The sequence below is a fragment of the Desulfonatronum zhilinae genome, from assembly GCF_900182865.1.
Taxonomy (GTDB): domain Bacteria; phylum Desulfobacterota; class Desulfovibrionia; order Desulfovibrionales; family Desulfonatronaceae; genus Desulfonatronum; species Desulfonatronum lacustre.
The window spans coordinates 1-13,257 of record NZ_FXUJ01000029.1; the positions used below are offsets into that span (position 1 = coordinate 1).

The following is a 13,257-nucleotide window of genomic DNA, read 5'->3' on the forward strand; positions in this document are numbered from 1 at the left end:
AAGACGCGGGAAGCCATGTCAAAGAGCAAATTACTGTCAAATTACTTTCTCAGGACACCTTTTTATCGCCTTTTCAGCTCAACTGCTCCGGTTCGTCCCCTTCAGCACACCTACCAGGGGCATCGCTGGGGGCTGGCCGCATAATTGCCGCTGACTTTTTGCAGGGACATCAAGCCTGTCCGGTGAAACCGTGAGCGTTTGTCCCCGCAAGACCGTTTTTCGCCTAGCAAGAACGATTACAATATTTTTTAGCCACCCGCTTCGCTAGACCTTGCAGGACGACCAAGGCAGACGGAAGAATATTTCAGCCCATTGACAAGAAGTAATTGGCTGAAATAACTGCCTACGCCTGCGGCGTTTTTCGCCAGCCAAGTCGGCTTTTGAAAAGTCAACCCTTGTCTCCCTTTACCGTCTGTGGCCAAATAAATCTGGACAGAAGGATAACTCCTAATACACCCGGTGAAACCGACTGACGGAATGGTTAGGGGCCTTGTCACTGGAAAGAGCATAGACCGTGAAAAACGATTACTGCATCGTCGGGGCCGGATTGAGCGGCATGGTCATGGCCGAACGTCTGACCGTGGCTGGCAAGTCCGTGGTCATAGTTGAAAAGCGAGGCCATCTCGGCGGCAACTGCCATGACGAACCGGATGCCAACGGTGTTTTGCATCACGTTTACGGTCCGCATTACTTCCGTACCAATCTGCCCCATGTCCGGGACTACCTTTCCCGATTCACGGACTGGCTGCCCGCGGAGTACCGCATCAAGGCCTATGCCAAAGGCAGGCTGTGGAGCTTTCCGGTCAACCTGGTCACTTTTGAACAACTCCTGGGCCGGCCCAGCACATCCGAGGAGTTTGGCCAGTGGTTGGAAGAGCGACGCGTCAAGATCGATACTCCGTCCAATTCCGAAGAAGTGGTGCTGTCCCAGGTGGGACGCGAATTCTACGAGCTGTTCTTCGAAGGGTACACGCTCAAGCAGTGGAAACGTCACTCCAGGGAATTGTCCCCCTCGGTCTGCGGCCGCATTCCCATGCGTTTGAACCGGGACGAGCGCTATTTTTCGGATGCTTTCCAGGCCATGCCCAGGCAAGGGTATGCGGCCATGTTCAACCGCATGCTCGAGTCCTGCGGCAAGCGGGCGACGCTTTTGCTGAATACGGATTTTACCGCCGTCAGGAATGAACTTTCCTTTGACCGGTTGATCTATACCGGCCCTGTGGACGCGTATTTTGGCCATCGTTTTGGTCCTCTGCCCTGGCGTTCCCTGCATTTTGAACCGCGCAGTCTGCGAAGCGAGGAACTGGCGGACCGCCGGGAGCAAGCGGGCAAGCCCGGCTTCTGGCAAAGCGCCGTGCAGGTGAATTATCCCAATGAACACGAGTACACGCGCACCGTGGAAATCAAACATGTGACGGGCCAGCAAACGCCGCACACCAACGTCGTCTACGAATACCCGCGGGATTTCGAGCCGGGAGCCGAACCTTACTATCCCATTCCCAGCGAGGACAGCGCGAAGTTGTATGCCAAGTACGCCGAGTTGGCGGCCAAGGAGCGAAACGTCCTTTTTCTGGGCAGACTGGCGACCTATACATACTTGAACATGGACCAGGTGGTGGATGCGGCTTTGAGAGAGGCAGAGAGGGGGGTGACGGGTGCTGGGCAGGGACTTTTGGGGGAGTTGGTTCCGCACAGAAAACAACAACGAGGCTATCGTGAACGATGAATCGAAAGGACAACGAATGCACCTTGAAGCCGTGAACGCACCCCGTGTGCATGTTTTGCTCTACACCCACAATCGGGTCTCGGAGATTGGAAATACCATTGCCGCCTTGCGAGCCACGAAATATGCGAACTATAAAGTCTATCTGCTGAACAACGGCAGCACGGACGGCACCAAGGAGTATTTCGACTCTCTGCCTCCGGACATCTTTCCGGAATTGGAGATCGTACACCTGCCGATCAACATCGGCTCGCCCGGCGCCCGGAACTGGCTTTTGGCTTTGCCCGGCCAGGATGATTGCGAGTTTTTGGCGTTTTTTGACGACGACGTGCGCGTTCGCCCAGACTGGCTGATAAAGATGCTTGAGGCAATGATCGATTACCCCAGGGCCGGGGTGGTGGGAGCCAAGGTTTTGAACCACTCCCTGCCTAAGGTGGTCCAGCACTCAGGGGCCTTGCTGACCCAAGCCAAGGACTGGATCAATCACGTAGCCCTGTGGTCCAACGAGCCGGATCAGGGTCAGTTCGACGCCTTGTCCGAACGCGACTACCTGATGGGCTGCGTCATGCTTTATCGCATGGATTCCATTCGGGACGTGGGTAGCTTCGACATCCAGTTCTCCCCGACCCAGTTCGAGGACGTGGACCATCACCTGCGCCTGCGCCTCAAGGGCTGGAAAGTACTGCTCCACGGCGGCGTGGAGGCGTGGCATCAACGCATCAGCGGAGGGAAGCAAAGTCCCGGGCATACAGCCAATCGCTACAAGCTGCAGATGAAGTATTCCGAATATCAGGCCCAACAAATCATAGACCAAGGAGCGGCTTTGGATTTTCTGGAAAAGCATCCTTGGGCCAGGCAGAGGTGAAGATGCTTGGATGGCGCTCAACTTGCATGGCTTCTCCTGATTTTACCATCTTTCAATCCAGGAGGGATCATGAAAGCCGTCATTTTGGCCGCCGGCGTGGGAAGTCGCCTGGGGCGTCCATTCCCCAAGTGCATGAGTTTGCTTCCGGACGGCGAGCAGATTCTTGGGCGGCAGATTCGTCTTTTTCAGGAAGTCGGCATCCGGGAGATCATTGTGGTGGTCGGGTTCAAGAAAAGCCTGATCATGGAAGAATTTCCCGACATTTTCTACAAGTACAATCCTTTCTTCTACATTACCAATACCTCGAAGAGTCTGCTCCGTGCGCTGGAGCACCTGGACGACGACGTGATCTGGGCCAATGGCGATGTGGTTTTTGATCGCGAAGTAGTTGAGGCCGTCGTGGATCACCCTGGAAACGTCGTAGCCGTGGATCGCAAGCGCTGTGGAGCGGAAGAGGTCAAGTACCGGGCCGACGGGCAAGGTAACCTTTTGGAGATTTCCAAGCAGGTGGACCGGGCGCATGGAGAGGCCGTGGGGGTGAACAGGGTTTCGCGGGAGAATTTGCCCGCCTTGGTTCGCTCCCTGACGGCGTGTCAAGATGATGACTATTTTGAAAAAGGCATCGAAGATTGCCTCGCTCAAGGGGTGTTTTTTCGGGTTCTGGATATTTCCGCCTACCGGTGTATCGAGGTGGATTTTGACGAAGATTTGCGGGAGGCGCGCCAACTGTTCGGCGCGGATCCCGTGTGTCCGGTCCAGCCACTGAACGCGGAGACTCTCCGGGATGAGCGCCGGGGTTCCCGTTCAGGGTTGGAGTTGATGCGGCAGGAGTTTTCCCTGACCGCATCGGTGGCCTGACAGGACGAATTGGGTGGGACAGGCATCCTGCCTGCACGAACAGGCAAGATGCCTGTCCCACCATTTTGACATGCCTTTTGCCCACTCTTGCGGAGCACAAAGCGCGGGAGGGGGAAAAACGGTAAATTGAGACCAGCCAACTCCCTTATGGAGGGCCGATGGCATTCCCGACCACGGCGGGTGCTGCCGAAGTCGACCTGCTTTTTTACGCCGAGCGGAGTCTGCATCTGTCTTTTCTGGAACCGGATCCTTCCGATCTGGAGTGCAAGGGGCGGAATGCCGTGCTGGAGGCGGATAGTATGCGAACCCTCCGGGAAAATGTTATCAAGGCGTTGGACCAGCCCGAGACCCTGGAGGAGGAACGCCTGCAGTACATCGAAGAACTGGATTATGGTCGTGACGGCAAGTCCGTGCAACGAGCCGCCGAGGTTATTCGAGAATTGCTGGTCCGGCCTCGGAACGTCAAGTCTCGGCCCACATATTCGGTGCTGCTGGAGTTGGATCAGGTCGCGGACTCTTCTGCGGAGCGGGACGCCGTCTCGGAAATTTACGCCAAGTCCGAAGACTTGCCCATGGAGCTTTTGCCGGTGAAGGTTCCCGCCGAAGCTGCAAGTCCGGGCGGCTTCGAGGTTGGCCGCGGAACGTCCTCGCTCGGAGTGCGGCGGCGACTTGCGCGGGCTTGCGCCGCGGCCGAGGGGGACTGGGTGGTCCTGGTACAGCCGGGATGGGGCTTGCCGCGGCAGTGGCTGAAATGGATGGAATACCATTTTCACTGGCACCGTCAGGTGAGGGATGGTCAAGGCTCTGGCGGACCCAAAGCAGGTGCGCCGGGTTTACGACCTGCTGTTTCCCGGTCGCCCGTTTATTTTCGACAATGAAGAACTGGCCTGGAACTTCCGAAACTTCGGCATCGGCAGCGCCGCGTTCAACGACCGGATCCCCTCTCCCTGCGTGATGCTGCCGAAAGCCGTTGCGCAAGCTCTTGTTCGTCGATATTCCGAGGGTGCGAGTTTTTCCGGCTTCATCCGGAATGCGGATGAAGTTTTGATCAGTTCTGGGTATATGAGCGTGACGTCTTTGGAAATGTATTTTTATCCTAAGTAATAATTTAACGTTTATTTTTTTACCTTATGAACTATTTTAGTGTTTGTTGTATAGCTAAAAACGAGCATCCGTTTATCCATGAATGGATTGATCATCATCTTTTGATTGGCGCGGAGAAGATTATTATTTTTGATAATGAAAGTGCTCCTCCATTAAATTTATTTCTTAAAGAATATGTCGATAAAGGATTTGTTGATATTTATAATATTGATGGTCAAGAAAAGCAAATTCCTGCTTATCATAATTGTTTAAAATTGTATGCTGATAAATCAAAATGGATTGCTTTCATTGATGTTGATGAATTTCTAATACTAAAAAAAATGGGTGATATTCGATTTTTTTTATTAGATTATGAAGAATATGGTGGTCTTGGTGTTCATTGGGTTGATTTTGGTTCATCAGGTTATGTTAAAAGACCGGAATTATATCAAATGAAAAGTTATATTCACAGATTTCCACTTGATTACCAAAAAAATTTACATATTAAATCTATAATTCAACCTCAAAAAGTTTCACATCCTTTCAACCCACATAAGTTTATATATAAGGATCCTTGGTATTGTGTTGATGAAAATTATTTTCCAATATCTGAATCTCAGGGGCCTTTTACAGCTAATAATATCCAATTAAACCATTATTATTTTAGGTCACAACAAGATTATTGTCAAAAGTTGGATCGAGGTAGGGCGGATAGAGTGGATGAGGAAGGAAAAAGAAAGCATAGTGCTTTTTTTTACCAATTAGAACATGCAAATGTTTTTGACTGCGGTGCTGTCCATTATGCTGAAAGAATTGGTAGATATAAAAAATCTGGCAATTTGCTCTCAGATTTATCAAATCGTTCACAAGAAAAGAAAAAATTGAACAATATTCTTGATTCCATATTTCACTTTATATCTCAAGGAAGTTTTGATCGTGCAGAATCTTTGCTGAAAATAGCCAAAGTGCTTTGCGCTGAACAAGTAGATATTGATTATGCAAAATATAGAATTGCAAAAAAGAAAAAAAATGACAAAGAGGCTAAAGCTTACCTTTTGAAATTATTTAGAAATTTTGTTGATATTAATATTTGCTTTGAATATGTAAACAATCTGATTTTATCCAATGAATATGTATTAGCTCACAAGATGATTCTTTATATGCGATGGCGTTTTTCGAATGAAATTAATAATGATGAGAGAATATCAAGTTTTCTCAATGTTTTGTCCCATAAAATTGAACGGTTCGTAGGTTGATTGTTTTGAGGATGGTGGGTGTGAGTCTAAACATCAATGAGAAATGTCGGATACTCTTTTTTGTGGAACGCAATCTCCACCTCCCATTTCTTGAGCCGATTCACGACTACTTTCAGCAACACCTTCCGGATTTTGCACTTGCTTTCTCCTCTCCGGAGTACTCCGAATCCACCCAAGGTTCGGTAGGCCGCGGCCTGGATGCCCGAACCGTGGAGCGGCTTTCCGCCAAGGCGCGATATGTCGTTGACATCCGGGGCTATGCACCGGACGTCACCGTGGTCGCTGATATCGGGGCCGCTTACATTCTGCGTGATTGCGGGCGGATCGTGAACGTAGGGCACGGGATGATCAGCAAGGGCTGCTTTTATACCCGCCAGCCGATCGTGAGGCGGGAAAACATTGCTGACCTGATCTGTGTTCCCGGTGAGTGGCATCAGGAAATTCTGGCTGAGAACGTCTTTTCAGCCATCGTGCCCACGGGCTTTATCAAGGCCGATGGTCTTTTCGGGCCCAAGGCCTTCACCAGGGAGCAGTTCTGTCGCGATTGGGAGATTCCTCGGGACGCGAGAATTCTGCTGTTCGCGCCGACCTACAACGAAGAGCTTTCCGCCATCCCGTTTGTCCAAGGGCGCATTGCCGGGCTTGCCCGAACGGAAGCGGGTAGCGAGACACATCTGGTGGTCAAACTGCACGGCATGACGGATCGGCGATGGGTTGATCTGTACGCCGCCGTTGCCGAGGCCAACCCGCGGGTTCATGTCCTCCCAATCACCTCTGACTTGACCAGGGCCATGGTCGCGGCGGACGTGATGATCAGTGACGTGTCCTCGGCCTTTGTGGAGTTCATGCTTCTGGACCGGCCCATCGTCCTGTTCGACAATCCCCGAAAGTCGCAGTTTCAGCACTTCGACCCTTTGGATCTGGAGTACCAGGTCCGTGACGCCTGCACCGTGGTTTCCTCCTGGGATGAGATGCGTGACGCCGTGGACCGTGAACTGCGGGAGCCGGCCCGGCTTTCCGCGTTGCGACAACGCTATGTCGATCGGATGTGCCTTGGGCGGGATGGGCGCGCCGTGGAGCGGGCCGCCCTGGCCATTGCCGGGCTTCCGCGGATGCGGCATCCCATTCCATTTACGGTTGTGGTTTTGTGGCGCGGCGGCACGGCGGAAGAGATCGCGGAAGCGTCGCGCACGGCACGACGCGACAATCCAGGAATCGACCTGGAACTGATTTTTGTGGGACGGCGCCCTGCCGGAGCAAACCTGGAGTCGGATGGCCGGTGGATAGACTGCGCCTGGCCGACGGGCCGATTCCTTGATCAGGCCGTGACCGGGGCCCGGCATGACCATGTGGCCTTCTGGGACCCCCGGCTCGTGGCTCCAATGAGCTGGTTGCGGCAACTCGCCAATTATTATCACTGGGAGCCCAAGACCGGGGTGGTTCAAGCCATTGGCCCCGGCATGGAGCAGCGGGTTCTGCTGGAACATATGCTGCCCGGCGGCGAACGGAAAAGCAACGCGGACGTGGCCTTCATTTTCCACCGCTTTTTACAAGGCGGCGGCATGAGCGTGGGCGGACTGGATACGGCCTGCTTTCTGATCCGCAAGGACGTCTACGCGGCAAGCGGCGGTTTTCCCCCTGATCTGGGCTGGGAGCAGGCCATGGAGCGTTTGGGCCAGGCTGTGCGTCGCGTCGGACTGCCGTTGCGGCGTGCCGTGGAGACCTACGTTTATCCTTTGCACAAGAACATCGAGGAATTCGAGGGAAACGCCGGGCCCGGATCGGCGCTTAAAAAAACGATGGTGAAAACCGCCGCTATTCCCGATGTCAGCATCGTCATTCCCGTTTGCAACAATAAAGAGCTGACTCGGAATTGCATCCGGTCGATCCTGGAAAATACGCCGAACATTGCATTTGAGATCATTGCCGTGGACAACGGATCAACGGACGGAACCGCGGAAATGTTGATCAGCCTGGAACGGGAAGGACCGCTGCGGTGTGTTGCCAACCAGGAGAATCTGGGGTTTGCCAAGGCTTGTAATCAAGGAGCGAAGGCGGCCAAAGGGCGTTATTTGGTTTTCTTGAACAATGATACACGGGTCCAGGGGCGCTGGCTGGATGCGCTGCGATCCTGCGCGGTCCGGGATAATCGAATCGGCGCCGTGGGAGCCAAGCTGCTGTTCGATGACGGCCTGATTCAGCACGCTGGGGTGGTCTTTGATCAGAAGCTCAAGCCCGTACATATCTACAAATTTTTTCATCCCCATCACCCGGCGGTTCAGAAGACGCGCGAGTTTCAGGCCGTGAGCGCGGCCTGCATGCTGGTCGGCAAGGACGTTTTCGACCAGCTCGGCGGTTTTGATGAGCAGTATCTCAATGGCTATGAGGATGTGGATTTTTGTCTGCGCCTGCGCCGGGACGGATATAAGGTCGTCTATTGCCCCAAAAGCGTGGTCACGCATCTGGAAAGCCTTACGCCGGGCCGGTTCGAGGCCATGGATCGCAACAAGGAACTGCTGCTTTCCCGCTGGGGTGATGCCCTGATCGCGGACGAATTGGAGACGTATCGCCAGGACGGCATCGTGTATGAGCTGATCGAAGAGCACGACCATGGCCATGTCTGCGTGATGCACGACAGTTCTCCCAATACATATTGGCAACGTGCCAAAAAGCTTGCCGAACAAGGGGCCGTGGACAAGGCCGTGGCGGCGTATCAGGAGGCATATCGCTTCTTCGCTTTTGACCCACGCAAGTACGTTGTGCTGGAAGAATTGGCCGAACTGTCCGAGCGCCATGGCATGCTGGATGAGGCGGAACACTACTGGCGCGGGCTGGTGGAGGCCGTCGGGGAGCCGAGGCATGCCCGGCGGTTGGAGCGGCTGTTGGCTTTGCGGGAATGTCCGCCCCGTGACTGAGGTGCGGTTGATCAGGGGGCGGAGGAGTCTATCGGTCGCACTGGTGTTTGGTTTGAGGCGGACAGCCAGTCGGCGTAGAGCTTTTCCACGGCTTTATCCCGGTCCTCGTGGGCTTGGGCCATGATGGACCGGGCTCTTGTCGTTAGTGGGCCGGGTTCCTGGAGTTTTGCGAGGATATTGCGTCGTTTTTCCAAAGCCTGTTCCGCCAGGATGCCGTTTTTTGCCTGTCGCGCCGCATGGAGCAAACGAGCCATTCCTTCCAAGGTGGGTTCGAAGTGGACCTGGAGAAAGCGAATCATGCAGGCCTCGTCCCAGGCCGCGGCTCTTTCTAAGGCTTCGGCAAGCAAGGCGTATCCTGGAGTCCATAAAGGCTCCTGCTGCAAGAGATCCCAGGTCGCTTGCGGACTGGGGCTTGCGCCTGCCTCCGCGTTGAGCCGGACAAGTCGGCTTTGGGGAAGCGCCACATAAAAGGCCAGCCAGGGCGTGAGGCGTGGTTCGTACCCGTCATTTGTCGCGAGTTCGTGAATATCCGGTCTGATCGATGCACCGCAACGGTTCAGAAGCAAACTGGAGTTGTCCGCGTCCTTGTCGAAACGCCCCTGGGTTTGGCTGGTCAAATGGTAAACGACGCTATCCGGAATACAGGATATGCGGCGTTTTTTTTTGCGAATTTGGATGCAGAGGTCCAGGTCTTCACAACCATTGCGGTAATCCTTGAAAAAACCGTCGCATTCTCGAAACAGTTCGCGTGGCATGAAAAAGGCCGCGCCGCTGATGGCCTGCAACCGGCGAGGTTTGCGAACCAAAAGGTGGGAGGATGGAAAGTGTTCGTAAAGATGTTCCGCCTGGAAACCAGGTAAAAACGCCACGCCCAGGTGCTGAATCCGATCTGATCCCGGATAGAGCAGCAACGGCCCGGCCGCTCCCAGGCGTTGGTCGGAGCGAAAGGCTTGGAGCAGGGGAGCGAACCAATTTGGGGTGAGGATGGTGTCGTTGTTCAGGAAAAAGAGAAATTCGCCTTTGGCCTGGTCAGCGCCGATGTTGCAGGCCCGGCCGAAACCCAGGTTTTCGGGCAGAGGAAGATAGTGGAAGCGTTCGGGGAAGAGACTTGTTCCAAGTGTTTTGCAGTGCGTAGTGGTGTCGTCCGTGGAGTTGTTGTCCACGACGATGACTTCAAAGAAACGACCGGGGGTGTGTTCCCGAAGACTGCGCAGGCATTGCTCGGTCAAGGGCCATTGGTTGAAAACCGGAATGATGATGGACAGGTGGGGGGAGGTCATGCGCTGTTGCTCGACGGTATGTTGGTGGGTTGTCTTGTGCTTGCTTGGTAGTAGCGCATTCGAAGATCATGACCTTCAGGCAAGGCTTCGCTGAGGTGCAGAAACAACGGCCGAAGGATGTCACAATGGATGGCCGTGGATGCCCGTAGGCGATTGGCGATCAGGGCGGGCCAGTCGTGTTCGCGCAGCCGGTTGGTGAAGGTGGCCGCGCGGTGGGAGGCCCGGTGGTCGGCGTTGACCTTGGCCTGGCCGTTGCGGGCCAGGCGGGCGCGGAGCGCGTCGTCGGCCAGGAGGCGACGAAGCTGGTGGAGCAGGTCCGCGACGTCGTTTCCGTCCGGCGATTGGTCGTAAAGCCAGAGGTTCTCGCCGTGGCAAAACAGATCGTCCTGGCCGTGGCCGATGCGCGGGGTGAGCAGGGTGCTGCCGCAGGCCAGGGCCTCCACGACCCGGAAGTTCAGGTCGTTCAGGTCGCAGAAGTTGAGGACGACTTTGGCCTGGGGGAACAGTTCCCGGAATTTGCCCTGGCGGACTTCCAGGCCCGGAAGTTCCTGCCTGAGGGCTTGCAGGGCCGCGTGGCGTCTGGGCGTCAAGGTGGCGTCGACCTTGCCCACGAACAGGGCGTCCCAGATTTGATTCTTGGGCGCGGGTTGGAGAGTGTCCGGGACAAACGGCGGTGTCCACAGTGTCCGGTTCGCGTCCAAAAACCTTCCGGTAAAGCGGGGCAGATGGTCCCGCAGGCTGACAAGGCAAAGATCAAAGGCCTGGGCGTACAACGGATGCCAGGAGTGGATGTGCGAGTCCACGCTGTAGAGCACGGTCAGGCTGGGGCAGGTATGCGGGTCCAGCAGGGGCGGGGGGCCGCTGTAGTCGGCGATCACCAGCACGTCGGGCGGGCTTGGCAGATCCGCGAACAGCTCACGCCAGGAGACCGCTGCGGGCTGGTATTGCCGCTTGATCGTCGTGACCCAGCCAGCGTCGGAAAGGGCGCCGGAGAAGAAAGCCGCACCGAACCAGAGCAGGGTGGGAGGGCTGGAGTCTCTGACGTTGTTGGTCATATGTGATTTGGAACAGAAAGAAATGTGTAACCTTGGAAACGGAATGGAGGTTTCACGAGAAAGTCCCAACAGGGCCGGGAAAGAAGTAATGTTGTTTTTGGCATCTATTATAGCTTGTCATAACTGCTGAAGCTTGATTTAATTGATTCGTGCTCGCTTAGTATTATTTGAAGAGTTTTTTGTTCAATTGTGTTTAGTACATTTTTTGAAAAGAAAGAAATGAATTCCATGCAATATACTTCAAGTGGGTAATGTGAAAGATTGTATTTTTTTTGATATTCTTCAATTTTTGACATTTCTAGAGTGTCATGATTGATGAAGTATTGAATTTTTGGATATTCTGAAATTATATTTGTAAATGTTGAAAGAAAAACAGCGCAATTTGATTTTTTTTCAGAATTTTTGCTTATTATTTTCAGTGTGTCAATTGTTGCATATACGAATAAAAGAATATCAAGGTATGCAAATTCATTTATGTAATGCTCATTATTTATTCTCAATTTAAATGTCGCCAAGAGAAAACTAAGGGTGTCTCTAAACGGTGAATCCTCATTCAGCTGCTCGCGGAAGCTTTTCCATTGACCTTTCCATATTCTGTTTACAGCTGTGTATCTATTGTAACGTCGAAGTTCAAATGCTTGAACATGCTTGTTTGAGAAAAGCTTGTAGCCTCTTTGATAAATTTCTTGAGAGAACCATATGTCTTCTGCCAGTACACCTTTGAAATTGCTGAATCCTCCAGAACTATTCCAGACATCTTTCCGAAAGAGCCATGCTCCTCCGTTGTTCAATTTTTTTGGATATTCAGTTGCTGGATATCTTATGTAAAATTTTATGTATCTATCAACAATAGTTTTGTTGAAGAAATAGGTTATTCCAGAAGTGACGATGCCGATATCTTGACGAGCAGCAAATTGTATATTTTTGTATAACCATTCTGAATTTAAACGTATATCGCAATCTAAAGAAAGAACGAATTTTCCTGTGACAGCTGAAATACCAGCCTGTTTTGCCTCTGCAAATCCATGATTGCTTGAAAGCCTGATGACGGTTGCTTTATCAGTCCAATAGCTACGAATGGAACCATCGTCAACGACTATGATTTGAGAAGGTTGCAGAGTCCATGAATCTATGCTTTCAAGCAAATCGTCAACTAGACAGTGGTCGTTGTAGGTATATGTCACCAATGTGACATCTGGTGAAAAAATTTTTGATTTCAACAAATATACCATCAAAATACAAATATTGATCACACAGGTGTATTTGCAGAGTAATTATAGGCTAAAATGCTAAATCTGTTGAGCCGCAAGGCCGCGAAAAAGATAAGTCAGAAGGCATTTGTGGCCTTCTCGGGATCATCCTTTTTTTGTCTTAAGCGCCGCCCGCAAACGATCCCGCTCCGCGGTGGCCCGGAGCAGTTCCAGGTCGATCTCTTCCCTGCGGGGAGGTGGGGCCTGCTCCAGTTCATGGCGCAGGCGTTCCACCTTCCGTTCCAGGGCATAGAGTTCTTGTGCCAGGGCGCGTACGGACATTTCGGGGAAAAATCGGTCAAATGGTCGTCAAGCCGGGGAGCGCCGTTCCGGCACGTACTCGTGGGGAATCAGGTCTTCGTTCCACTCCCGGGAGACGTACAGGCCGCAGTAGCAGCTGCCGTACTCCTTGACGTCCGGTTCCCGGTAGACGCAAGGACAGATGATGTCCTTGTCCTGGTTTCGGTCTCCGGAAGCCAGGCGGCAGGGGCAGACCATGTAGCCGTGGCGGTCCTTGTTGGTCAGCAGGGATGCCATCAGCTCCAAGACCATTTCCTTGTCCTTGTTGAAGAAATAGCCCTTGGGCTCCTGGATCTTGCGCAGGGTTTCGTAAAGCCGGGCGGAATTTTGGTCGGCACTCATGATGCGGACGGCTCCTTGGCCTGAGCTGGATCGATGCCCAGGGCTTTTTCGATTTCTTCCTTTTTGAAGCCGACGATCACCGAGTCGCCGATAAGGATGGTCGGGAAGCTCTGGGCCGGATTGTACTGTTTCATTTCAGTCAGGGCGTCGGTGCGTTCCTGGCCGGTCATCCAGTCCAGATGCACCGGGGTGTATTCCGCGCCGCATTGGTCCAGAAATTCCTTGGCCCGCTTGCAGTGAATGCAGGTGCTCAGGGCGTAGACGCGTATGGGGGCAGGCATGTGGGGCTCCTTGTTTGGGGTTGTGGGAAAATCGTGTTGGGCAAGTCCC

General features: G+C 53.2%; 14 protein-coding genes. 8 read left to right on the forward strand and 6 right to left on the reverse strand.

Going from position 1 to position 13,257, the window contains the following annotated elements; translation table 11 throughout:
* The 8 genes from AC559A_RS16750 to AC559A_RS16785 form a co-directional block, all read left to right on the forward strand.
* Positions 1 to 194, forward strand: a 194-nt coding sequence (locus AC559A_RS16750) for a hypothetical protein (RefSeq protein WP_498818856.1), incomplete at its 5' end; no start/stop codon positions are given.
* Positions 195 to 514: 320 nt separating this feature from the next.
* Complete coding sequence (glf, locus tag AC559A_RS16755; RefSeq protein ID WP_498818857.1) at positions 515 to 1,726, forward strand: UDP-galactopyranose mutase; 1,212 nt, start codon at positions 515 to 517, stop codon at positions 1,724 to 1,726.
* Complete coding sequence (locus AC559A_RS16760; RefSeq protein WP_498818858.1) at positions 1,716 to 2,588, forward strand: glycosyltransferase family 2 protein; 873 nt, start codon at positions 1,716 to 1,718, stop codon at positions 2,586 to 2,588. The genes glf and AC559A_RS16760 overlap by 11 nt, the downstream gene beginning before the upstream one ends.
* A gap of 69 nt (positions 2,589 to 2,657) precedes the next feature.
* Positions 2,658 to 3,446, forward strand: coding sequence for a phosphocholine cytidylyltransferase family protein (locus tag AC559A_RS16765; RefSeq protein WP_498818859.1), 789 nt, complete (start codon positions 2,658 to 2,660; stop codon positions 3,444 to 3,446).
* Positions 3,447 to 3,604: 158 nt separating this feature from the next.
* Entirely contained in the window at positions 3,605 to 4,324 is a 720-nt protein-coding gene (locus AC559A_RS16770) for a hypothetical protein (protein ID WP_498818860.1), read from the forward strand.
* Entirely contained in the window at positions 4,269 to 4,550 is a 282-nt protein-coding gene (locus AC559A_RS16775) for a hypothetical protein (RefSeq protein ID WP_498818861.1), read from the forward strand. Before AC559A_RS16770 ends, AC559A_RS16775 begins: the two co-directional genes overlap by 56 nt.
* 26 nt (positions 4,551 to 4,576) lie before the next feature.
* Positions 4,577 to 5,785 carry a glycosyltransferase family 92 protein gene (locus tag AC559A_RS16780; RefSeq protein ID WP_498818862.1) on the forward strand — a complete coding sequence of 403 codons (1,209 nt, stop codon included), beginning with the start codon at positions 4,577 to 4,579 and terminating at the stop codon, positions 5,783 to 5,785.
* Between the two features lie 62 nt (positions 5,786 to 5,847).
* On the forward strand, positions 5,848 to 8,700 hold the full coding sequence (locus tag AC559A_RS16785) for a glycosyltransferase (RefSeq protein ID WP_498818863.1): 2,853 nt from the start codon (positions 5,848 to 5,850) through the stop codon (positions 8,698 to 8,700).
* Positions 8,701 to 8,711: 11 nt separating this feature from the next.
* On the opposite strand, the gene AC559A_RS16790 is transcribed toward AC559A_RS16785, so the two are convergent.
* The 6 genes from AC559A_RS16790 to AC559A_RS16815 all read right to left on the reverse strand — a co-directional run bounded on the left by AC559A_RS16790 (position 8,712) and on the right by AC559A_RS16815 (position 13,208).
* Complete coding sequence (locus AC559A_RS16790; protein ID WP_498818864.1) at positions 8,712 to 9,980, reverse strand: glycosyltransferase family 2 protein; 1,269 nt, start codon at positions 9,978 to 9,980, stop codon at positions 8,712 to 8,714.
* Entirely contained in the window at positions 9,977 to 11,035 is a 1,059-nt protein-coding gene (locus tag AC559A_RS16795; RefSeq protein WP_498818865.1) for a glycosyltransferase, read from the reverse strand. The genes AC559A_RS16790 and AC559A_RS16795 overlap by 4 nt, the downstream gene beginning before the upstream one ends.
* Positions 11,036 to 11,142: 107 nt before the next feature.
* A complete protein-coding gene (locus tag AC559A_RS16800) occupies positions 11,143 to 12,258 on the reverse strand; it encodes a glycosyltransferase family 2 protein (protein WP_498818866.1) in 1,116 nt (371 codons plus the stop codon).
* A 132-nt stretch (positions 12,259 to 12,390) separates the two neighbouring features.
* Positions 12,391 to 12,567: a hypothetical protein gene (locus AC559A_RS16805; protein WP_156932847.1), complete on the reverse strand. Its 177-nt coding sequence runs from the start codon at positions 12,565 to 12,567 to the stop codon at positions 12,391 to 12,393.
* Positions 12,568 to 12,594: 27 nt separating this feature from the next.
* Positions 12,595 to 12,927, reverse strand: coding sequence for a ferredoxin-thioredoxin reductase catalytic domain-containing protein (locus tag AC559A_RS16810; RefSeq protein ID WP_498818867.1), 333 nt, complete (start codon positions 12,925 to 12,927; stop codon positions 12,595 to 12,597).
* Complete coding sequence (locus AC559A_RS16815; protein WP_051434338.1) at positions 12,924 to 13,208, reverse strand: glutaredoxin family protein; 285 nt, start codon at positions 13,206 to 13,208, stop codon at positions 12,924 to 12,926. Before AC559A_RS16815 ends, AC559A_RS16810 begins: the two co-directional genes overlap by 4 nt.
* Between the last annotated feature and the right edge of the window lie 49 nt (positions 13,209 to 13,257).

Excerpts from the sequence above, each read along its gene's own strand:
- AC559A_RS16765 (WP_498818859.1), top strand. The coding sequence starts at position 2,658 with ATGAAAGCCGTCATTTTGGCCGCCGGCGTGGGAAGTCGCCTGGGGCGT.
- AC559A_RS16770 (WP_498818860.1), top strand. The coding sequence starts at position 3,605 with ATGGCATTCCCGACCACGGCGGGTGCTGCCGAAGTCGACCTGCTTTTT.
- AC559A_RS16780 (WP_498818862.1), top strand. The coding sequence starts at position 4,577 with ATGAACTATTTTAGTGTTTGTTGTATAGCTAAAAACGAGCATCCGTTT.
- AC559A_RS16790 (WP_498818864.1), bottom strand. The coding sequence starts at position 9,980 with ATGACCTCCCCCCACCTGTCCATCATCATTCCGGTTTTCAACCAATGG.
- AC559A_RS16795 (WP_498818865.1), bottom strand. The coding sequence starts at position 11,035 with ATGACCAACAACGTCAGAGACTCCAGCCCTCCCACCCTGCTCTGGTTC.
- AC559A_RS16805 (WP_156932847.1), bottom strand. The coding sequence starts at position 12,567 with ATGTCCGTACGCGCCCTGGCACAAGAACTCTATGCCCTGGAACGGAAG.
- AC559A_RS16810 (WP_498818867.1), bottom strand. The coding sequence starts at position 12,927 with ATGAGTGCCGACCAAAATTCCGCCCGGCTTTACGAAACCCTGCGCAAG.
- AC559A_RS16815 (WP_051434338.1), bottom strand. The coding sequence starts at position 13,208 with ATGCCTGCCCCCATACGCGTCTACGCCCTGAGCACCTGCATTCACTGC.